A 19,916-nucleotide genomic window follows, 5' to 3' on the forward strand; every position below is an offset into this window, starting at 1 on the left:
GCGTCGTGGAATCGACGCTTTTTGGCTGATCAGGCGTCGGTTTCACGACCCAAGTTGCCCCCTCGCCCCCTCGCCCGCCCCCTTCGGCGATGATCTCGACGAAGGTGCTGCCATGCCGGCGGTTTTGACAGCACTCCTGTCGAGATCATCGCCGAGTAGGGGCACTCTGGGGCGGCGGCCGCCACGAACGCGGGTGACCGCGCACCCCGCCCAGTGCGCCGCCCGCCCGGACCGAGAGCAGCCCGCCGGACGGCAGGCAGGGCCGGGGAACCGCCCCGCTGTCTCCGTCGCCGCCATCCACGGTGACCACGCACACGCCGCACGCCCGACAGCGCTGCGGTGCGGGCCGCCTTCGACGCCGCCCCCGCCCCGGTCGTCGTGAACGTCGCCGGTGCGGGGCTCACCGCGGGATCCGTCCGCTTCGACGACCTGAACCTGGAGCGCGGGTACGGGCCGATCCGCGCCCAGCTCCAGGCGGGTCGGGCGAACGACCTGCTGGGCCGGTCGATGGCCGACGACCCGAGCAGCAGGGCCCACCAGCTGCTCTACCACCCGGGGTTCACCCGGACGGAGGGCGGCCTCGCGGCGCTCCCGCGTCCGGTGCGGGCCGGGATCGCCGCACTCGGGAGGGTCGCCGCCAGGCCCGTGGAGAAGGCGGTGGCGCCCGTGGTCGCCGCGGTCGACCAACCGCCCGCGCGGCGCCTGACGGCGGTCGACCGGGGGAGGCCGGTCGACCTGTCGCTGCCGACCTTCGACCCGGTCAGCGCACGCAGACTCGCCGCTGCCACACGGGATCTGGTCCTGGCCCACTACGGCCCGACACCGCTGCTCCCCGAACCCCTCGCTCCCGGTTCCGGCTGACACCATCGGCACCGCCCGGGCCGCCTGGGGAAAGGGGGCGGTTCCTTCGACCGACCGTCCGTCCGGCGGTCATTCCCGCACGTTCGTCGATTGCCGCCCCATTCCCGCCGTCCGTTGCCTGGGGGCGGTGGCGCTCGGCAGCCCCGACCGAGTGGTGCGGCGCCGGGCTCCCGACGGGGCCGCCGTGCCCTCGGCGCCGCTCCGCGTGCCGGGGCCGCTGGACGACGGGCAGGGCCGGGAAGCCCGTCCCCCCGATCCGTCGTCGAGCTCCGTGGCGGCCGCGTCCGTGCCCGGCGGGCGGTGGCGGCGCAGGCCACGGACAAATCTCTAAGGCAAGGCTTGCCTAAATCTGCGATGTGCGGGAAGGTGGCCCGTGGGCGGGCGCGCCCCCGTGCACTGTGGACACCGAACCATCGAGGACCGGACCATGACCAACCCCTTCGACGACCCCGAGGGCACCTTCCTGGTGCTCGTCAACGACGAGGACCAGTACTCCCTCTGGCCCGAGTTCGCCGAAGTCCCCGCCGGCTGGACCACCGTCTATGGGCCCGCCGACCGCACCTCCGCCCTTGAGCACATCGAGGCGAACTGGACCGACCTGCGGCCCCGCAGCCTGCGCGAGGCGATGGAAGGCGCCGGGGCCACCGGCGCGGCGTGAGCGCGCGCGGCCCCCGGCTGCGCCGGGCAGTGGGCCGCGCGGCCATCGACCTCACCCCCCTCAAGGTCAGCCGCCCCTTCCGGAACGTCTTCGCCGCGCGCACCCTGTCCGTCTTCGGGCTGGGGTTCGCGCTCGTCGCGCTCCCCCTCCAGGTCTACGGCCTGACCGGGTCGTCGGCCATGGTGGCGCTGGTCAACGCCGTCAACGGGGCGTCGGTGCTCGGCGGCACGCTGGTCGCCGGCGTGCTGGCCGACCGCCGCCCCCGCCGCGGTCTGATCGTCACCGGCCGCCTCGCCGCCACGGCCGCCTTCACCGGCCTGGCGCTGGGCGCCCTGTGGCTCGACGGCACCGCCGCCCTGGCCGCGATCGTGCTGTGCGCGGCCGTCAACGGCTTCCTGGGCACCTTCAGCCAGGTCGCGCTGCAGGCGGCGGTCCCCGGACTGCTCCCGCGCGACCGGCTCCCGGCCGCCGGGGCGCTGCTGGCGCTCACCGGCAAGCTCGGCAGCGTGGTCGCCCCCGCAGCCGGGGGCGCGCTCATCGCGCTGCTGGGCTACCCCCTGGTCTACGGCATCACGGCCGCCGCGTCCGCCGTGACGACCCTGATGGTCGCCCGCCTGCCCGCCATGGCGCCCGAGCCCGCCCCCGCCACCGGCGTCGGGGCCGGGACCGGGGGCGCCCCGGGCGGAGGGGCCGAGGCCGTCTCCGGCACCGCGCCTTCGCCGCTGGGCGCCATCGCCGAGGGGCTGCGCTTCGCGGTCCGCGACCGCGTCGTCGGCCCCATCCTGCTGCTCGGCTTCGTGCAGCTGCTGTTCGCCACCCCGTACGTGCTCATCCCCGAGCTGACCGACCGGGTGCTGGGCGGCGGAGAGCAGACCGCCGGGCTCCTCTACTCGGCCTCGGCGGCCGGCGCCGTCGCCGCCTCGCTGACCAGCGGCTGGACCGCGCACCTGCGCCGCGCGGGCGCGGTCCTGGCGGCCGCGGTCGCCCTGTGCGGAGCGGCGGCCGCCGGGCTCGGCGCCTCCACCGCCCTGGCGGCGGCCGTCGCGGCCCTGGTCGCGCTCGGCTTCGCCGAGATCATCGAGGAGATCCTGCGCTTCGCCCTGCTGCAGTCGCACACCCCGGACAGGCTGCGCGGGCGGGTCAATAGTGTCTGGACCGCGCAGAACACCGTCGGCGGGTCGCTGGGCGGGGTCGTGCTCGGCGCGCTCGCCGCCGCCGTCGGCCCCGGCGCCGCCGTGCTCGCGGGCGGTGCCGCCACCGCGGTGCTGACCGCCGCCATCGCCGGGATCTTTCCCGGGCTGCGCCGGGCCCACCCGGCCGGAGCCGGGGCACCGCCGCCCGGCACCCCACCCGAGCCAGAGAAGGAGAAGGCCGCATGACCGCCGCACTCACCGAGCCGAGGCTGGAGTGGTACCCGCTGCAGCCGCGCACCCTGCGGGTCAGCGAGGTCGAGCGGGTCACCCCGCGCATGATCCGGGTCGTGCTGACCGGCGAGGAGCTGGACGGGTTCCGCACCGAGAACTTCGACGACCACGTGAAGGTGTTCCTGCCCGGGGAGGGCGAGCGGACGCCGCGCCTTCCCGACATGGACGAGCAGGGGCGGTGGAACATGCGCGCCCCCGGCCTGACCTACCGGGACTACACGGTGCGGCGCTACGATCCGTCGGCGGCCGAGCTGGTGCTCGACTTCGTCGCCCACGACCATGGGCCCGCCGGGCGCTGGGCCATGGCCGCCCGCCCCGGTGACGAGCTCGGGGTCCTCGGGCCGCGCGGCACGCTGCACATCGACCACGGCTACGACTACCACCTGTTGGGCGCCGACGAGACGGCCCTCCCGGCGGTGGCCCGCCGCCTTGAGGACCTGCGCCGGGACGCCCGCGTGTTCGCGTTCCTGGAGGTCGCCGACGCGCGGGAGGAGCGCTACATCGACGCGCCGGAGGGGGCGCGGATCACCTGGCTCCACCGGGACGGCGCGGCGCCGGGCACCACCGGGCTGCTCGACCGGGCCCTGGCGGGGTTCACCCTGCCCGAGGGGACCGGCTTCGCGTGGTTCGGCGGTGAGGCGGACTCGCTCAAGCCGGTGCGGCGCCGACTGAAGGAGATGGGGTTCGTGCGCAATTCGACGTCGGTGGTGGACGGCTACTGGCGGAAGGGCACCGCCAACCACGACCACCACGACGACGACTGAGCGCGGCGCCGAGCAAGGGCCGGGAGGGGGAGGCCGCCTGTCCGTCTCCCGCTGTCGGCCTGGGCGGCGACGGGATGGTGTCCCGCCGAGTGCGACAGCATTGGGTGGAGCGGTGTCGTCTCCATCCGGCCCATCCGGCGGGGGCGATTGGGTCGGCGCGGCCCCGGGGTGTTCTTGCGCGAGCGCCGCACCGGCGTCCCGCCCGTCGTCACCCCTCGTCGGACGGCCGAGGGCGGTCCGCTGAGGCGGCCTCGGCTGCCGGAAGCGGCACGACTCCGGCGGACACCGCCCGCCCCGGGAACACCCGGGTGGGCCCCCGCGTTCTCGGTGGTCGAGCGGGCACGCCATCATGGGAGCCGCACGGGACCTCTCCGAGGCCTGTAGACGGCGAGAACGCGAAACGAGGACCGAGAACGTGCAGCGCACTCTCATCAACGGGAAGATCCACCGCGCCACGGTGACCCAGGCCGACCTGCACTATGTGGGGTCGATCACCATCGACGCCGACCTCATGGAGGCGGCCGACCTCGTCGACGGCGAGCAGGTGCACGTGGTCGACATCGACAACGGCGAGCGGCTGGTGACCTACGCGATCACCGGTGAGCGCGGCAGCGGTGTGATCGGCATCAACGGCGCCGCGGCGCACCTGGTCAAGCCGGGGCACCTGGTGATCATCATGGGCTACGCCCAGGTGGACGAGGCCGAGCGCGGGCGGCACACGCCCAGCATCGTGCACGTCGACCGGGAGAACCGCATCATCGAACTCGGGGAGGACCCGGCCGAGCCGGTGCCCGGGTCCGAGCAGATCTCCGGCAGGCAGGCCGCGGGCGTCCGCTGACGCTCGGCCCATCCGTCGCTGGTCTCGGCGGTCGGGTTTGTGACGACCCTCGAGCTCCGGGTTCGCACGGCGCATGACCATTAGAGCCCACGCGGATAGGCGGGTGCGCTCAGCGTTGATCTCGGGAGAAACGACGCTACCGGGCCGCTTTTAGGGGCGCTTTTCCCGAGATCAACGACGTGGGGGCGGCGTTCGGCGGCGGAGTCGGCGGGGCCGGGCCCCTGCGGCGCGCCCGCCTATCCGCGCGACCTCTTGGCCCCTCTCATCGGCCGCTCGACACTGGGACATTGACATGGACACGAAAGCGTCGATGGGGAACCGGCCGAACAGGGTCGACGGAGGTTCCACCACTCCAGCGGACGCGGCCCGGCGCGGGACGACGGTACCGGGGCCGTGCCCGGTGAGAGTCGGGGCGCGGCTCCCGCCTGGGGTCGGGGTGCTCCGACCCGTCGGCGGCTCGGTGGCGCCCGTACCGGCACCGGCTCCAAGACCGTGTCACGCCCGGTGTCCAGGGGTGTGGACCGTCCACTTTCGGCCCTTTCGCCCGTCATGCGTGCGGGTATGGCGTCCTCTGCGATGGAGGATGAGGACGAGGACCGCAGGCGCGTTGCCGCTCACATCGAGTGGCAGAAACAGGGCGCGTGGGTGGTGGTGTGGGGTGCTTACACCCGACGCTACTGGGCGTTCGCGCGCTGGCCCGTCCCGCCCGGGGGAGCGGTCGTGCACGCGACCGACCCCGAGGCCCTCTACGCGGAGATGCGCAAGACCGAGCGCCAGTACGACTTCCTGAGGTGGCGGTACGGCGGGAGGTAGGGCCCGCTCCGGCCCTCGGGTCATCCGGCGGTTCGGGCGTCGCGTACCAGGGCATCGCAGGGCCGACGAGGGTGGTGGTTCCACCACTCCCTCTCCTCGCTCTCCTCCGAAGCGGCTTTTTCGCCACGCCGGATCTCCGAACGCCCGTTCCTGCGGGGCGCGTCTCCGGGAATGGTCCGGTGTCCATCCGCACAGGCCGACCCGGTCGATTCGGTCCTGGGGCCTGACCATCCGCCCTCCGCCGATCCAGACCGATGACCGCCCGCGCCCAGGCGGGGCACGAGCCCACCGGCCTCGGCGCCGCCTTCCGCGTACACCCCCTCCGCCTGGCGACGCAGCCGCTAGGGACGCCGCCCCACGTCGTCCCTCCGTGGCCGGGTCCGGCTACGGAACTCCGTAGACGCCGCGTGGTCACCGGGCGCCATCCGCCCCCACTCCGTCCGCCCGTGCCTGCTCGTATGGGCGTCCCGCCTCGCACCCCCCCGGGGTCGCCTCCCTGTACCGTCACCCGCCCCGCATACCATTGCCCGGGTCATCCGACGAGGAGCGCGCCGGCCGATGGAGGCGGGCGCGCCGGGGCGAGGGGAGCGGCGGTGGACGCGCGATGACGATGGCCGAGGAAGCGCCCGGCGGCGGGCGGCCCCTGACCCGGAGCGGACACGACCCCGCGCGGGTCCAGCGGTGGGCCGTCGGTGTCCTGGTGACGATCCAGGTCATCGGCGGACTCGGTGTCGGCGCCGCGCTGTCCGTCGGCGGTCTCATCGCCGACGACCTGACCGGGTCGCAGAGGTGGGCGGGCATGGCCACCACCACCATCACCCTCGGGGCGGCGGTCTTCGCCCTCCCGCTCGCGGGACTGGCCGCACGTCGCGGGCGGCGCCCCGGCCTCGGCACGGGGTGGCTGATCGCGGCCGTGGGCGGCGCGGTCGCCATCGGCGGCACCCAGGCCGGGCTGTTCCCGGTCTTCCTGGCGGGCATGGCCCTGTACGGCGCCGGGACCGCCACCAACCTGCAGGCCCGGCACGCGGCCGCCGACCTCGCCGCCGACGCGACGCGCGGCCGCGACCTGTCGCTCGTCGTCTGGGCCACGACGGTGGGCGCGGTCGCGGGCCCCAACCTGACCGGCCCCGGAGCGGCGGTGGCGCGTCCGCTCGGCCTGGAGCCGCTGCTCGGGCCGCTGCTCTTCTCCAGCACGGCGTTCCTCCTCGCCGGTGTGCTGACGTTCGCGCTGCTGCGCCCCGACCCGCTGCTGGTGGCGCGCGAGGTCGGCGGGAACACCGCGGCGAGCGCGGGCAAGGAGCCGCCGCTGGAGTCGTTGCGCCTGATCGCGCGCACGCCGCGCGCGCTGCTGGCCCTCGTCGGAACGGTCGCTTCGCACACCGTGATGGTGGCGGTGATGACGATGACGCCCGTGCACATGTCCCACGGCGGCTCGGCGCTCACCGTGATCGGGATGACGATCAGCGTGCACATCGCCGGGATGTACGCGCTGTCCCCGCTGGTGGGGTGGCTGTCGGACCGGATCGGGCGGATTCCCACGCTGGTCGCGGGGCAGGCGGTCCTGGTCCTGGCCGTGGCGGTGGCGGGCACCTCCGACCACCGTGAGCCGGTGGTGATGGCTGGGCTGGTGCTGCTGGGGCTGGGATGGTCGTTCGGGCTGGTGGCGTCGTCGGCGATGCTCGCCGAGGCGCTGCCCGCCGAGCGCCGTCCGGGAGCACAGGGCGTGACCGACCTGGCGATGAACCTGGGCGGGGCGATGGCCGGAGCGATGTCGGGGGTGCTGCTGTCCCTGGTCGGGTTCGGCGGGCTTAACGCGTTCGCGGGAGTGTTCGTTGTGCCGGTGGTCGCGCTGGCGCTGTGGGTGCGGCGGACGGGGCCGGTGGCCACGTCCTGATGCGGCAGGGGTTCATCGCGCCGCCTGTTTGCCCAATACGCACAGTGAGTGGAGTTTGCCTCTTCCGTCACTCCGGGTAGCACTTCTCGCGTCCGATGCGTTGGCGGCCCCGGGGGAGCCGAGGCCGAGGCCGCCCTGCGAGCGGGGGCGAGGCGATGACGGAGAGGGATCCGGACGCGGGCGGACACCCGCCTGAGGAGGGCGACGAGGCGAGCGGCCGGGGGCCATGGCCCGACGGTGCGCCGCCCCCGCGCGAGGATGCCGGTGCCGGTGGCGGTGCCGGCGCGGGTGCGAGTACGGGGCAGGGCGAGGACTCCGGCGGTCCCGGCGTGCCGGGTGGTGGTGGGTCCGGTCCCTCCGGTCCCGCTGAGGGGGCACCGGGCACCCCGCCCGAGGGGTTCGGCCCTTCGCAGACGCCTCCGCCGCCTCCTACTCCGGAGACCCCTCCGAGTGATGTGCCGGGGCCGGGTGGGCCGGTCGGTGGGCCGCCGTCGAGGGAACAGAGCGGCCCGAGGTTCGCCCCCGCGTACGGCGACCCCGGCCCGCCGGGGCCGGAGGGAGTTCATGCGGGCGGCATGGGTGCTTCCGGTGGCGGTGGCGGCACGGCCGGGCCGAGCGCGCCGGGTTACGGCCCTCCGCCCACCGGTGGTGGGCCTCCGGGGCAAGGGGGTCCAGGGCCCGGCCCTGGTCCGGGACCCTACGGCGGCTACCCGACCGGGGGACAGACGCCGCCTGGCCCGATGAACGCAGGCCCGCCGCCGGGCGGGGCTCCGCCCCCGGGCGGTGCGCCTCCCGGCGGGCCGCCCCAGGGGGGTCCGCCGCCGGGCGGGTGGGGAGGACCTCCGCCTGGAGGGCCGCCTCCGGGACAGGGGCCGCCACCGCCCGGCGGCGTGCCACCGAGCGGCGGTCATCCGTCTCCGGGGGGCGGGTACGCGCCGTATCCGCCTCAGGGGCAGGCGAAGGAGACGCCGTGGGGCAAGATCATCGGCATCGGGTGCGCGGTGCTGGCGGTTCTCGCGATCCTGGTCGTCGTGGGGTGCTCGGTGCTGGTGAACCGGCTCGCCGAGAGCGATGGCGGTGTGTCCGGCGGCGATGAGGACGGGGGGGCCGGTGGGCATCGGCGAGCCCGCGACGTCGGGCGGGTTCGAGTTCACGGTGACGCGGGTCGAGGACGATGTGCAGACGTTCGGGGATCCGCCCTTCTCGTCCGAGCCGCAGGGACGGTACGTGGTGGTGTCGGTGGAGGCGCGCAACACGGGGAACGAGCCCGAGTACTTCGCCGCGACCGATGCCCGGGTGATCGACACCGACGGCAAGGAGTACTCGGCCGACGAGTCGGCCAGTGTCCTGGCGGAGGAGGGCGGCACCCTCTTCGAGGAGGTGAACCCGGGAAGCACGGCCGAGGGGAAGATCCCGTTCGACCTCCCGAGGAACGCCGAGCCGGAGAAGGTGGAACTGAGCGGCTGGACCTCCTTCGAAGACCCGGCGGTCATCCTGATCAGCAATTGATGGGAACGCGGGGGAGAGGAAGCGGAGAAGCCGGTAGGGTGCCAGCGCCGGGAGGCGCCGAAGTGGTCGAAAACAAGCAGCTGCTTGGTGAGTCACCCCAGGTCAACGAGTACGCTCCCCGCGCACGCGGGGATGGACCCTTCACGACCGGCAGGGTCGCCTGGACGGGGAGATGTTCCCCGCGCACGCGGGGATGGACCCGGGTCGGTCAGGGCCACCGGCCGCGCCGGAGCCGTCGAATGCTCCCCGCGCACGCGGGGATGGTCCCACCGGGACGCCCGCGGGCAGCGCCAGGGTGTAATGCTCCCCGCGCACGCGGGGATGGTCCCGACACGTGGATCATCCACCCCGACCGCATCCGATGCTCCCCGCGCACGCGGGGATGGACCCGCGGCCACCGCCGTGCTGGGCCGCCAGGCCGCATGCTCCCCGCGCACGCGGGGATGGACCCTGGGGGCGAGGGGGAAGACGTGCCAGCCGCGGACGCTCCCCGCGCCCGCGGGGATGGCCCCCTGGCTCTGAGCCTGTCGCCGCTGCAGTGGGTATGCTCCCCGCGCGCGCGGGGCTGGACCCAGCGGGGCGCTCACGTCGAAGCGCCGCTCCCCATGCTCCCCGCGTATGCGGGGATGGGCCGCAGGTGGGCAACTGCGGGTGGTGCTGCCGCTGATGCCCCCATCCTCCGGGGCATCCGCCCCCGGGCCCACCTGGGGCCGCCCCTGCCGGCTCCTATAGTCGAGGCTCGACCCTAGTGAGAGGCGGCCTCGTGGAGTCTGAAATCTCGGCGTTCTCGACCGACCGGCGCTATCGCTGGTTCGCCCATCACGAGGCCCGCGCCACGTCTCCCACCTACTCCGTCCTCGCCGATGGCATCGCCGACGACCAGGACCTCCTCGCCCTCATCGAGCGGCTGCCCCTCCCCAAGCGGCAGCCCAACCTCCTTCTCGCCGCGGTGCGCCTCCACGGCGGGCCGATCGACGGCTACCCCGCCTTCCGTGCCTGGCTCCTCGACCACTGGGACCGGGTCGAGGCCACCATGCGCTGCCGCAGTACCCAGACCAACGAACCCGCCCGCTGCGCCGTCCTCCTCCCCCTCCTGGCCGCGCTCCCGCAGCCCCTCGCCCTGATCGAGGTCGGTGCCTCCGCCGGGCTCTGCCTGCACCCCGACCGGTACCGCTACAGCTACGACGCCGCCCCGCCCATCGGCGCCCCCGGCGCCCGGCCGCTCCTGGAGTGCGCGACCAGCGGCCGCGTCCCTGTCCCCGACGAGGTCCCCCGGGTCGCCTGGCGCGCCGGGATCGACCTCAACCCCCTGGACCCCTCCGACCCCGACGATGTGCGCTGGCTGGAGTGCCTCGTCTGGCCCGGCCGTCACGACCGCCTGGAGCGCCTCCGGGCGGCGCTCGAAACCGCCAGCCTCCACCCCGCCCCGGTCATCCAGGGCGACCTGACGCAGGCGCTCGCGTCGCTCCTCCAACAAGTTCCGGACGGCGCCACGCCTGTGGTCTTCCACAGCGCCGTGCTCCCTTACCTCGCCGAGGACAAGCGCCGGGAATTCGTCGCGCTCGTGCAGGACGGGCCCTGCCACTGGATCTCCAACGAGTCCCCCGCGGCCCTCCCCGACGTCCGGCGCGCCCTTCCTTCGACGGCGCCCTTCAGGACCGGTGACTTCGTCGTGGCCCTCGACGGGCGTCCCAAGGCCGTCGCCGCTCCGCACGGGCAGTACCTGAAGTGGTCGGACTGAGGCTCGGCGGCGTCTAGGAGGCCGCGCCCCCCTCCGCGGGGGCGGGCTGCAGGTGGACCGTCATCACCAGCTCGCACGTCCCATCGCCCGCCCCCCTGTACCCGTGGGACACGTCTCCGGCGAAGGTGGCCGTCTGGCCCGCCTCCACTCCGTACTCGTCGCCGTCGACCACCAGCACCATCCGGCCCGCGGTCACGCTCACCGTCTCCACGACCCCCGCCTGGTGCGGGTGGCTGGGGTACTCCTCGCCCGGCTCCAGCCGCCAGCGCCACACCTCCGCCGGCGCCGGGCCCGCCGTCGTGAGCATGAGCCGGGCCTCCCCGCCCCGCTCCCCCTCCCACAACGGGTCCACGGCCCCGGCGTCCACGATCCGCACGCTGCTCTCGGGCGGCCCCTCCAGAAGGTTCGACACCGGGATGCCCAGCGTGTCGGCCAGCCGGACCAGCGTCGCGAGGTTGGGGTTGCCCTGCGCCTTCTCCAGTCCGACCAGGGCCCCCTTGCTCACCTGCGCGCGGCGGCCGAGCTCTTCGAGGGACAGCCCCGCGCGCAGCCGGGCCACCCGGACGTTGCGCGCCACCGTCCTCAGCGCCGCATCCTCGGCCATGCTGCCCCCTTCTGCGGTCGGTCTTCTCCGGTCGGTCATTGGAATGCACTCGGTGGTCGTTCGGTTGACACGTGCGGGTCGATCCAATGTACTTTGAGGTCGTTCCATTGAATCCTATGGGTCCGCACCCATGAGTGCAGGACGGAGAACCGCCCATGACCGCCTTCCGCCTCGCCCCGGGGGTCGCCGAGGCCTTCCCCGACGCCCTCGTCGCCCTGGTCACCGCCGACGGCCTGCGGGGCCGCGAGCCCTGGCCCGCCGCCACCGCCGCCCTCGAGGACCTGGAGCGGCGCGTCGCCGACGGCGCCTGGGCACCCGCGGACGAGGCCGACCCGCGCATCGGGGCCTGGCACACCGCCTACCGCGCCTTCGGCACCAACCCCCGCCGCGTCCGCCCCAGCGTCGACGCGCTCGGCCGCCGCCTGGCCAAGAAGGGTGCCCTGCCGCGCATCAACCCGGCCGTCGACGCCTACAACGCGGTCTCGGTCGCCCACGGCCTGCCCGCCGGCGCCTTCGACCTGGACCGGGTCTCCGGCGACGTCGTCATCCGCCACGCCGAGGGCACCGAGGCCTTCACCCCGCTCGGCGAGCCCGACACGGTGGAGGCCCCGCGCCCCGGGGAGGTCGTCTACGCCGACGACGCGGGCGTCCTGACCCGCCACTGGAACCACCGCGACGCCCACCGCACCCGCGTCACCGAGGAGTCGGTGCGGGCGGTGTTCATCCTGGAGACCGTCCGCGGGCGGGAGGACGGGGCCGAGGTCAAGAGCGCTGTGGCCGACCTGCAGGAGCTCCTCGCCCCGCACTGCGACCGGACCGCCGTGCACCGCCTCGGCGCCGAGGACCCCGAGGCGGTCGTCTGACGGGCGCCGGCGGATCCGGTGGTCAGTCGGCCCCCGCGGTCCCCTCGCCCGGACGGCCGAACCACTCGTCCGACGCGTCGACGTTCGCCAGGACCTCTCTGACGCGGTCCCGCTCCTCCCCGTCGAGGTCGATCCGCCGCAGCTCCTCCTCCCACTCCGCGCGCCTCCCGTGCTCGCCGAGCGCTGCCGCCAGCTCGATCAGAGTCGCGTACACCAGCGCCCGGTCGACGTCGGAGGCGCCCTCGGACCGCCTGCGCAGCGCCGAGACCAGCGACCTCATCGCCGCGCGGTCGTCGTTCTTGAAATCCCGCAGGATCCTCGCGTTGTCCAGGGCGCGCTGCAGCCCCTCCAGCTCCTTCGAGCCGCCGTACTCCAGCTCCTCCGGCTCGTCGCGCCGGATGAAGATCAGCGAGTTACCCGACGGGTCGACGAGGGTGAACCGCGACGCCCCCGGCCGCAGCCGGGTGATGCGCGGGCACCCCTTCGCCAGGACCTTGCCGTAGGCCTCGCGCATCGCCCGGACGAACGCCGCGTGGTAGGGGGCCACCGCGTCCACCATCACCAGGCACCCGCCGGTGTCCTGGTTCTCCGGGGCGAAGACCTTCGGCGGGCCGAAGTAGTGAACGTCGATGCCGCTCCAGGAGAAGGCCAGGTACAGGTAGGGCCTCCGCTGCCGGTAGGCGACCGTGAACCCGAGGGCCGTGTAGAACTCCTCGGTCTCCTCGGGGGCCGCGCACGGCAGTGTCGGGACCAGTTTCTCGTTCGGCCGGATGCCGTCGCTCCGCTCGGCCGCGCCGTCGGTGACCGTCTCCATTGCTCCGCCCCTTCGTCCTATGCCGGAATCGGGAGGCCGATTCTCCCGCCGGGGGAGGGGGAGGCGCCCATGGATTCTTCGGCGGGCCGATCGGGCACACAAGAGCCGGATTCACAACAGAATCGGCGCCGTGTGAACGAATCGCGCACACAGCCGTGCGCTGTGGTTGCGGACGGCCCGTCATCGGCCGTCCGGGCCGGAATCTGCGCGCCACAGCGACCGGCCGGGACCTGGGCCCTTACCCGCCGGGAACCACGGTGCTGCCCGGCGGCGGTGGTGGCCGTGGGCTCGCGCGGCCTCGGCTCGGACCGCTGCGGGGCTCGGTCCGCCAGGGCGTGCTCCACCACGCCGACGTACCGGTCGTGGTGGCAACGGCTAGTCTCCGGACTCTTCATCGACGGGGACGCGCCACTCCAGCCGGGTCCCGCCCTCGGACCGCCGACGGGCCGTGAACGTCCCGCCGCGGCGTTCGGCACGTTCGGCGAGGTTGCCCAGCCCGCTGCGGCGCCCCTCCTCCGGCAGGCCCACACCGTCGTCCCGCACCTCCACGGTGAGGTCCCCGCCGACCACGGCCCTCACCTCCACGTCGACCCGGGACGCACGCGCGTGGCGGGCGGCGTTGGACAACGCCTCGACGAGCACCGCGACGACGTCCTCGCCCAGGGCGTCGGGGACCGCGCCGTCGATGGGGCCTTCCAGGCGGAGGTCCGCCGGGAAGCCGAGAGGCCCGGTGGCGGCGGCGACCGCGTCCAGGATCCTGGTGCGCAGCGACCGCCGCTCCTCGTCCTCGTGCCGGAGGGTGAAGACGGCGGAGCGCGTCTGCCGGATCGTGTCGTCCAGGTCGTCCACGGCCTGCTGCACCCGCCGGGCCGGTGCCGGGTCGGAGATCCGGTCCACGCAGCCCATGAGCGACAGCGCGACGGCGAACATGCGCTGGATGACGAGGTCGTGCAGGTTACGGGCGATGCGGTCGCGGTCCTCCAGGACGCTCAGCCGTTCGGCCCGGCCGCGTGCTTCGGCGAGCTCCAGGGCCAGCGCAGCGTGGCCGAGGAACGTGTGCAGCATGCGGACGGTCGCCGAGGGGAACGCCTGTGCGCCCGCGCGGCGGCCGAGGATCAGTACGCCGTGCGCATGCTCGCCCCCGGTGAGGGGGACCAGGAGCACCGGGCCCAGGCCGAGCCCCTCCAGGAGCGGGGACGAGCCGCTCTCGCCGCGGCTCATGTCGCCGCTGACGGGTGCATCGCCCAGGAAGGCCCGTCCGGCCGGCGTCCCCTGGACGGCGGCGGTACGGCCCCGCACGTCCCCGGCCCCGTGCCCCTCGGCCGACCGGACGGCCAGCACCGTGCCGGAGGCCTCCGGCACGGCGACGGCCACCAGGTCTGCGCCGGTGACGGAGCGGACGCGCCCGGTCAGCAGGCGCAGCACCTCGTCGAAATCGTCCCCGGTCAGCAGCCGGGTGGAGACCTCGTCGGAGGCGCTGAGCCACTGCTCGCGCTCAAGGGACTCCTCGTACAGGCGGGCGTTCTCGATGGCCACACCCGCGGCGGTGGCCAGGGCCACCACGACGGCCTCGTCGTCCTCGTCGAAGTCGGCGCCGCCGGCCTTCTCGGTGAGGTAGAGGTTGCCGAACACCTCGTCGCGGACCCGCACCGGCACCCCCAGGAAACCGCGCATCGGCGGGTGGCCGGGCGGGAAGCCGTGCGAGTCGGGGTGCCCGGCGATGTCCCGCAGCCGCAGTGGTCGCGGGTCCTCCACCAGTGTCCCGAGGATTCCGCGGCCCTCGGGCCAGTGGTCGATGGCGGCGATCTCCTCGTCGTCCAGACCGACCGGGATGAAGCGCTCCAGCTCGCCGGAGCCGCCGACGACGCCGAGCGCTCCATAGCGGGCGTCGACCAGGTCCATGGCGGCCCCGACGATGCGCCTGAGCAGCGTCTCCAGGTCCAGGCCGGTGCCGATCAGCACGACCGCGTCCAACAGCGAGTGGACCCGCTCGCGCGCCGCGATGACACCGCTGAGACGGTTCTGGAGTCCGGACGGGAGCCGGTCGAGCCACATCTGCGGCACCAGCGTCCGCGCGGGTTCGGCTCGGGCGTCGTCGGACACGGCCCACCTCCGGTGCACAGGCGGCCACGGCCGCATGGGCCTGTCGCCGCACACGTCATCGTACCCGCGACGGCCCCGGCGGCCCCGTCCGGCGGCGCCGCCACCTGGTGCGACGATCCGTCCGCGCATGCCGGCCGCCGGTTGTGCGCACCGCGCACCGCCGGCGGCCGCCCGAAGGCCGGTCCGGCCGCTCCGGGCCGGACCGCGCCGCTACACCCGGCCGGGCATCGTGCTGTACGGCGGCAGCAGGTCGTCGACCTCCCACGAGAGCCGGTCGTCGACGGACACGACCCCCTCGATCCGGTTGATCAGCCGGGTCAGGGCGTGCGCCGTGCTGCGGTAGCGGACCGACCCCGTCAGGGTGACGACCCCCTCCGACACCGAGTGCGACAGGTCGGCCCCGCGGACCGCCCGGCTCAGGTGCCCGATCTCCTCTCCGACGGCGTCCGAGACGGACTTGTCGTCCTGGAGGAACACCCGGAGCAGGTCGCGGCGCCCGACGATGCCCACCAGCCGCCCGTCCTCGCCGACCACGGGCAGCCGCTTGACCCCGCGCAGCTCCATGGTGCGGGCGGCCTCCACGACGCCGGTGTCCGGTGAGACCGTGATCGCCGGGCTCGTCATCAGCTCGCCCGCCGTCGTGGCCGCGGCCTTCTCGTCGGCCCGCTCGACCAGCACCCCGGACCCGGTGAGCCGGGACCGCAGCCGGGCCCGGAGCGGCGGCCGGTAGTCCTCGCCCTGCTCGGTCTGCTTGAACTCCGCCTTGTGCAGCAGGTCCTGCTCGGTGACGACTCCGACGACCCTGCCGTCGGCACCGACCACCGGGAGCGCGCTGGTGTTGCGCTCCAGCAGCGTCTCCACGATCTCCCGGTAACCGGTCCCCTCGGTGACCGAGGCGGGCCCGGCCGTCATGACCTCCGCGATGGTGCGTGGCATCGTCCTTCTCCTCTCTGGGTACGGCGGTGGTCAGTGCGTGTCGGCGGGGACGACCGCGACCGGGACGGAGGCGTGGGCCAGGACCGATTGGCTCACCGAGCCGAGCAGCATCCCCGTGAACCCTCCGCGCCCGCGGCTTCCGACCACCAGGAGGTCGCAGCCGGCCGACGCGTCGGCCAGGACCTGGGCCGGGTGGCCCGGGACCGCCGACTCCTCGAGCTCGACCTGCGGGTGGTGCTCGCGCAGGCCCGCCAGCGACTCGGAGAGGAGCCGCCGCGCCTCCCGCGCGGCCTCCTCCGGTTCCGCCTGGTCGGACCCGTCGCGGACCGGGGCCTCACAACGGCCCATGAGCCTGCGGGAGGCCGGTTCGTGCGCGATGACCGCCCGCAGCGCGGCCCCGCGCCGGGCCGCGGCGGCGAACGCCCATTCCGCCGCGGCGCGTGCGGAGGCCGAGCCGTCGAGGCCGACGACGATCCGCCGCACCGGCGGCTTGGGGTCGCGGTCGGGGACCACGACGACCGGGCAGCGTCCGGCGGCGGCCAGCTCCAAGCCGGTCGACCCCAGCAGGAGCGCGCCGATCCGGGACTGGAGGCGGGAGCCGATGACGGCGAGCCCGGCTTCGGCCGACTCCGTCATGAGCACCGGAGCGGCGTCGCCGACCTTGTACACCGCCGCCGTCCTCAGGCCGGGGGTGCGCTCCGCGGCCCGCCGCTCGGCCTCATCGACCACCTTCTGCGCCAGGCGCTCCGCTGAGAAGCCCGGGACGCTCTTGGACACCCGGTGGTACAGCGGCCAGTCGAAGGCGTAGACGATGCGCAGGCTCCGGCCGCGCACGAGCGCCTCGTCGGCCGCCCAGTCCAATGCGCGCAGGCTCGCCTCGGTCCCGTTGACCGCCGCGAGCACCGGCGCGTCCGGTCTCGTCGCCATCTTCCCCCACGCTCCCTCGATCGGACTCCCGCAACCGACGCTACGGCCGGCGCGGACCGACGGGCAGCGTCCAAGGGCAGGGGCGAGGGGGACCTTGGTCGGGCTCAGGGGCGCCGAGGCGCCCCCGGTCTCAGTAGGTGCCGCCGTCCGAACGCTCGGACTTGAGCCGCGCGGCGTACACGGCGGCCTGGGTGCGGCGCTCCATCCCGAGCTTGGCCAGGATGTTGGTGACGTAGTTCTTCACGGTCTTCTCGGCGAGGAAGACCCGCTCGCCGATCTGCCTGTTGGTGAGCCCCTCGCCGATCAGATCGAAGACGCGCCGCTCCTGGCCCGACAGCTCGGCCAGCGGGTCCTTGCGCTCGGCCTCCTCACGCATGCGGCGCATGATCCGCGCCGTGCTGCGCGGGTCGAGGAGCGATTCCCCCGCGGCGACCGTGCGGACGGCCCCGACCAGGTCGCCGCCGTGGATCTGCTTGAGGACGTACCCGGAGGCGCCCGCCATCACGGACGCGTACAGGGCCTCGTCGTCGGCGTAGGAGGTCAGCATGAGGCAGGCGAGGTCGGGCCGCCGGGAGCGCAGTTCGCGGCAGACCTCCACACCGCTGCCGTCCGGCAGCCGCACGTCGAGGAGCGCCACATCGGGCCCGACCGCGGGGATGCGCGCGAGCGCGCCCGCCGCGTCCGCGGCCTCGCCCACGACCTCGATGTCGGGTTCGGACTCGAACAGCGCTCCGACCCCGCGCCGGACGATGTCGTGGTCGTCCACCAGGAACACCCTGATGGTCCGCTGCTCTGCGGCCATGGTGGCTCACCCCGCCGTCCGGTCGTGGCCGCACCGGCCCGGGCGCAGGCCGGCTCCGGCCCGTTCACGATGTGTCCAGGCTATCCCCCGGACGCCCTCGGGCACAGTGGGAGCCCGGCGGACGGGACCTTCCGCCCGCCGGACGGTGCCCTCGGACCGTGATCGTCCCGCCTGAGGCGGAGCGGGAGGGACGTCCGGCACATGGCCCCCCTGGGCCCCCGGGGCGATGATCGCAGCAGGGGCCGGGCCGCCGGGCCCACGGCCCGACCGGTCGCGCCCGCCGCCGCACAGGCGCGCGGCGGGGCGATGGGTGCGGGACCCCGTGAGGAGACAACGATGGCCGTCCGAGTACGCGACATGATGACGACCGACGTGGTGTGCGTCCAGGCCGGTGCGAGCATGAGGACGATCGCCCTCGTGCTGGGCCGCTACGGGATCTCGGCCGTGCCCGTCGTCGACGGTGAAAGGCACGTCCTCGGTCTGGTCTCCGAGGCGGACCTGATGCACAAGCTTGCCGACGGGGACGGAACGTCCGCCACGGCCGACCGCACCAAGCGCTCGGCCGTAACGGCGCAGAGGCTGATGACGGCGCCCGCCGTCACGGTCCGCGCCCGGGCGGAGATCGCCGAGGCGGCGCGTCTGATGCAGGAGCACCGGATCAAGCGCCTTCCGGTCGTCTCGGATCCGGGGGAGCTGGAGGGCATCGTCAGCCGCGGCGACCTCGTGAAGGTCTACGCCCGGCCCGACCCGTGGGTCCTGGAGCGGGTGGAGCGCCTGCTCATGTTGGAGTTCGAGCTGCCCCACGTCCGCGCCGAGGTGCGCGACGGCATCGTCACGCTGACCGGGCGGGTGCGGCTCCGTTCGAGCGCCGTGGCCGTCCGCCGGGCCGTGCGCACCATCGAAGGGGTGCTGCACGTCGACGACCGCATCCGGTTCGACGCCGATGACCTCTCGCCGTTCGCCCTGCACACCGACTGACCGCCGCCCGGTGGGCGGGCGGCGTGTGGGCCCGCGGCCGGATGCGGGCCCACACGCCGGTCGTCAGCCGGCCAGGGCCTGTTCCAGGCCGTAGTAGGCGGGCTTGGGCTGGTACTGGTCGTTGAAGGGGAGCGCGGCACCGTAGCCCGGGAAGACGCCGGGCACCCAGGAGTACTTGTCGACGATGCCCCACACGGTGACGCCGATGCAGCGGTCCACCGCCAGGCAGTTCTCCATCACCTGGCGGTAGTCCTGGCCCTGCTGCCACAGCTCGCCCTCGTCGGCGGGCATCTGGATGCGCACGTCCAGCTCGGTGACGGCCACGTCCAGGCCGAGGTCGGCGAACCGCTGCATGTTCTGCCGCATATCGTGGGGCACCTGGCCGTTGATCAGGTGCGTCTGCATCCCGATCCCGTCGAGCGGGACGCCCTGCTGCAGCAGGGACCGCGCCAGGTTGTAGTAGGCGTCGCTCTTGGGGTTGATCCCCGCGATGTTGTAGTCGTTCAGGTACAGCTTCGCGTTCGGATCGGCCTCGTGGGCCATGCGCAGGGCGTCGGCGACGAAGCCCTCGCCGAGGGTGTCGTAGAAGACCGACCCGCGCCAGCGGCCGTCCTCCAGGAAGATCTCGTTGGCCACGTCCCAGTAGGCGACCTGGCCCGAGTACCTCCCGGCGACCGCGCCGATGTGCTCGCCCATGACGTTGCGCAGCTGGTCGGGGCTGAACCCGCCGTTGGACACCCACGAGGGGAGCTGGCTGTGCCAGATGAGGGTGTGGCCGCGCACCGTCTGGCCGTTGGCGCGGGCGGTGGCCATGAAACTGTCGGCGCCGCCCCAGTTGAACTGCCCCCGCGACGGCTGGAGCGCGTCCCACTTCATGGCGTTCTCGGCGGTGGCGGCGTTGAACTCGGCACCTCCGAGCCGCGCGTACTCGGGGTCGTTCCCGAGGTGGCCGACCGCCAGCGCCGTGCCGATCTCCACGCCCCTGGCCTCGGCCAGGTCCCGGAGCGATCCCTGGGCCTGGGCGGGGGCCTGCGCCGTGACGGCCATGGCCGCCGACAGCGCGATCGCCAGCGCCGTCCCGATACCCGCGCGCCGGCGGCGTCCGGCCGTCCGCGGTGTCCCGCCCGGCCCCGCCGCTCGTCCGTTTCCTCTCGATCTCATGCTCGGCACCTCCGAGTGCGTCGCACCGTTGTGAACAGGGGAAATGGGAGCGCTCCCAACCATGCGTGGCGAAGGTAACACTCCATGAATCCGCATGGAAAGGAGGGGAGGGAACGAAACTAACGAAACTCGCGGGAATTGGGGGAGGCGCGGGAAAATGCGCCTTCCGGCCCTGGGATAAAGGGGGTGGGAGCGCATTTCCGCAGGGCAGGATGCAGGTTCTCCG

The 19,916-nt window shown here is 74.1% G+C and carries 18 protein-coding genes; 11 read left to right on the top strand and 7 right to left on the bottom strand.

From position 1 onward, the window contains the following. Positions 1–339: 339 nt before the first annotated feature. The 9 genes from O4J56_RS14165 (at position 340) to O4J56_RS14205 (ending at position 10,502) form a co-directional block, all read left to right on the top strand. Positions 340–861, top strand: coding sequence for a Rossmann-fold NAD(P)-binding domain-containing protein (locus tag O4J56_RS14165; RefSeq protein ID WP_270686238.1), 522 nt, complete (start codon positions 340–342; stop codon positions 859–861). Positions 862–1,288: 427 nt separating this feature from the next. After that, on the top strand, positions 1,289–1,519 hold the full coding sequence (locus O4J56_RS14170; protein ID WP_017557660.1) for an MbtH family protein: 231 nt from the start codon (positions 1,289–1,291) through the stop codon (positions 1,517–1,519). Beyond that, a complete protein-coding gene (locus O4J56_RS14175; protein ID WP_270686239.1) occupies positions 1,516–2,898 on the top strand; it encodes an MFS transporter in 1,383 nt (460 codons plus the stop codon). Before O4J56_RS14170 ends, O4J56_RS14175 begins: the two co-directional genes overlap by 4 nt. Then, positions 2,895–3,707 carry a siderophore-interacting protein gene (locus O4J56_RS14180; RefSeq protein ID WP_270686240.1) on the top strand — a complete coding sequence of 271 codons (813 nt, stop codon included), beginning with the start codon at positions 2,895–2,897 and terminating at the stop codon, positions 3,705–3,707. The genes O4J56_RS14175 and O4J56_RS14180 overlap by 4 nt, the downstream gene beginning before the upstream one ends. A 415-nt stretch (positions 3,708–4,122) precedes the next feature. Continuing rightward, positions 4,123–4,545, top strand: a complete 423-nt coding sequence (panD, locus tag O4J56_RS14185; protein WP_270686241.1) for an aspartate 1-decarboxylase — start codon at positions 4,123–4,125, stop codon at positions 4,543–4,545. Positions 4,546–5,121: 576 nt separating this feature from the next. Continuing rightward, positions 5,122–5,358 (top strand): hypothetical protein, encoded by a 237-nt coding sequence (locus O4J56_RS14190; RefSeq protein ID WP_270686290.1) that lies wholly within the window; start codon positions 5,122–5,124, stop codon positions 5,356–5,358. 604 nt (positions 5,359–5,962) lie between these two features. Beyond that, a complete protein-coding gene (locus O4J56_RS14195) occupies positions 5,963–7,252 on the top strand; it encodes an MFS transporter (protein WP_270686242.1) in 1,290 nt (429 codons plus the stop codon). 1,110 nt (positions 7,253–8,362) lie between these two features. Continuing rightward, positions 8,363–8,761 (top strand): DUF4352 domain-containing protein, encoded by a 399-nt coding sequence (locus O4J56_RS14200; RefSeq protein ID WP_270686243.1) that lies wholly within the window; start codon positions 8,363–8,365, stop codon positions 8,759–8,761. A 763-nt stretch (positions 8,762–9,524) separates the two neighbouring features. After that, positions 9,525–10,502, top strand: coding sequence for a DUF2332 domain-containing protein (locus O4J56_RS14205; protein WP_270686244.1), 978 nt, complete (start codon positions 9,525–9,527; stop codon positions 10,500–10,502). A 13-nt stretch (positions 10,503–10,515) separates the two neighbouring features. Here the strand turns inward: O4J56_RS14205 and O4J56_RS14210 are convergent, their stop codons facing one another. Continuing rightward, entirely contained in the window at positions 10,516–11,106 is a 591-nt protein-coding gene (locus tag O4J56_RS14210; RefSeq protein WP_270686245.1) for a helix-turn-helix domain-containing protein, read from the bottom strand. Between the two features lie 155 nt (positions 11,107–11,261). On the opposite strand from O4J56_RS14210, the gene O4J56_RS14215 reads away from it, so the two are divergent. Further along, a complete protein-coding gene (locus O4J56_RS14215; RefSeq protein ID WP_270686246.1) occupies positions 11,262–11,969 on the top strand; it encodes a B3/B4 domain-containing protein in 708 nt (235 codons plus the stop codon). 22 nt (positions 11,970–11,991) lie between these two features. Here the strand turns inward: O4J56_RS14215 and O4J56_RS14220 are convergent, their stop codons facing one another. The 5 genes from O4J56_RS14220 to O4J56_RS14240 form a co-directional block, all read right to left on the bottom strand. Next, a complete protein-coding gene (locus tag O4J56_RS14220; RefSeq protein WP_270686247.1) occupies positions 11,992–12,783 on the bottom strand; it encodes a VOC family protein in 792 nt (263 codons plus the stop codon). A gap of 375 nt (positions 12,784–13,158) precedes the next feature. Next, positions 13,159–14,838 carry a sensor histidine kinase gene (locus O4J56_RS14225; protein ID WP_270686291.1) on the bottom strand — a complete coding sequence of 560 codons (1,680 nt, stop codon included), beginning with the start codon at positions 14,836–14,838 and terminating at the stop codon, positions 13,159–13,161. A gap of 258 nt (positions 14,839–15,096) precedes the next feature. Next, complete coding sequence (locus tag O4J56_RS14230; protein ID WP_270686248.1) at positions 15,097–15,822, bottom strand: CBS domain-containing protein; 726 nt, start codon at positions 15,820–15,822, stop codon at positions 15,097–15,099. Between the two features lie 30 nt (positions 15,823–15,852). Further along, positions 15,853–16,749, bottom strand: coding sequence for a universal stress protein (locus O4J56_RS14235; protein ID WP_270686249.1), 897 nt, complete (start codon positions 16,747–16,749; stop codon positions 15,853–15,855). A gap of 130 nt (positions 16,750–16,879) precedes the next feature. Further along, on the bottom strand, positions 16,880–17,551 hold the full coding sequence (locus O4J56_RS14240; protein ID WP_270686250.1) for a response regulator: 672 nt from the start codon (positions 17,549–17,551) through the stop codon (positions 16,880–16,882). Positions 17,552–17,887: 336 nt separating this feature from the next. Between O4J56_RS14240 and O4J56_RS14245 the strand changes: the two genes are divergently transcribed. Then, complete coding sequence (locus tag O4J56_RS14245) at positions 17,888–18,529, top strand: CBS domain-containing protein (protein ID WP_270686251.1); 642 nt, start codon at positions 17,888–17,890, stop codon at positions 18,527–18,529. 63 nt (positions 18,530–18,592) lie between these two features. Here O4J56_RS14245 and O4J56_RS14250 read toward each other — a convergent pair whose 3' ends face one another. After that, positions 18,593–19,690, bottom strand: coding sequence for an endo-1,4-beta-xylanase (locus O4J56_RS14250; protein WP_270686252.1), 1,098 nt, complete (start codon positions 19,688–19,690; stop codon positions 18,593–18,595). Positions 19,691–19,916: the final 226 nt, after the last annotated feature.

Origin of the sequence: Nocardiopsis endophytica, assembly GCF_027706725.1 — a bacterium.
Classification (GTDB): Bacteria; Actinomycetota; Actinomycetes; order Streptosporangiales; family Streptosporangiaceae; genus Nocardiopsis_A; species Nocardiopsis_A endophytica.

Bases quoted from the DNA above. Each gene is read 5' to 3' on its own strand.
- O4J56_RS14235 (WP_270686249.1), bottom strand. From the start codon at position 16,749: ATGGCGACGAGACCGGACGCGCCGGTGCTCGCGGCGGTCAACGGGACC.
- O4J56_RS14210 (WP_270686245.1), bottom strand. From the start codon at position 11,106: ATGGCCGAGGATGCGGCGCTGAGGACGGTGGCGCGCAACGTCCGGGTG.
- O4J56_RS14170 (WP_017557660.1), top strand. From the start codon at position 1,289: ATGACCAACCCCTTCGACGACCCCGAGGGCACCTTCCTGGTGCTCGTC.
- O4J56_RS14195 (WP_270686242.1), top strand. From the start codon at position 5,963: ATGACGATGGCCGAGGAAGCGCCCGGCGGCGGGCGGCCCCTGACCCGG.
- O4J56_RS14240 (WP_270686250.1), bottom strand. From the start codon at position 17,551: ATGGCCGCAGAGCAGCGGACCATCAGGGTGTTCCTGGTGGACGACCAC.
- O4J56_RS14250 (WP_270686252.1), bottom strand. From the start codon at position 19,690: ATGAGATCGAGAGGAAACGGACGAGCGGCGGGGCCGGGCGGGACACCG.
- O4J56_RS14245 (WP_270686251.1), top strand. From the start codon at position 17,888: ATGGCCGTCCGAGTACGCGACATGATGACGACCGACGTGGTGTGCGTC.
- O4J56_RS14230 (WP_270686248.1), bottom strand. From the start codon at position 15,822: ATGCCACGCACCATCGCGGAGGTCATGACGGCCGGGCCCGCCTCGGTC.
- O4J56_RS14220 (WP_270686247.1), bottom strand. From the start codon at position 12,783: ATGGAGACGGTCACCGACGGCGCGGCCGAGCGGAGCGACGGCATCCGG.
- O4J56_RS14190 (WP_270686290.1), top strand. From the start codon at position 5,122: ATGGAGGATGAGGACGAGGACCGCAGGCGCGTTGCCGCTCACATCGAG.
- O4J56_RS14225 (WP_270686291.1), bottom strand. From the start codon at position 14,838: ATGTGGCTCGACCGGCTCCCGTCCGGACTCCAGAACCGTCTCAGCGGT.
- O4J56_RS14215 (WP_270686246.1), top strand. From the start codon at position 11,262: ATGACCGCCTTCCGCCTCGCCCCGGGGGTCGCCGAGGCCTTCCCCGAC.
- O4J56_RS14180 (WP_270686240.1), top strand. From the start codon at position 2,895: ATGACCGCCGCACTCACCGAGCCGAGGCTGGAGTGGTACCCGCTGCAG.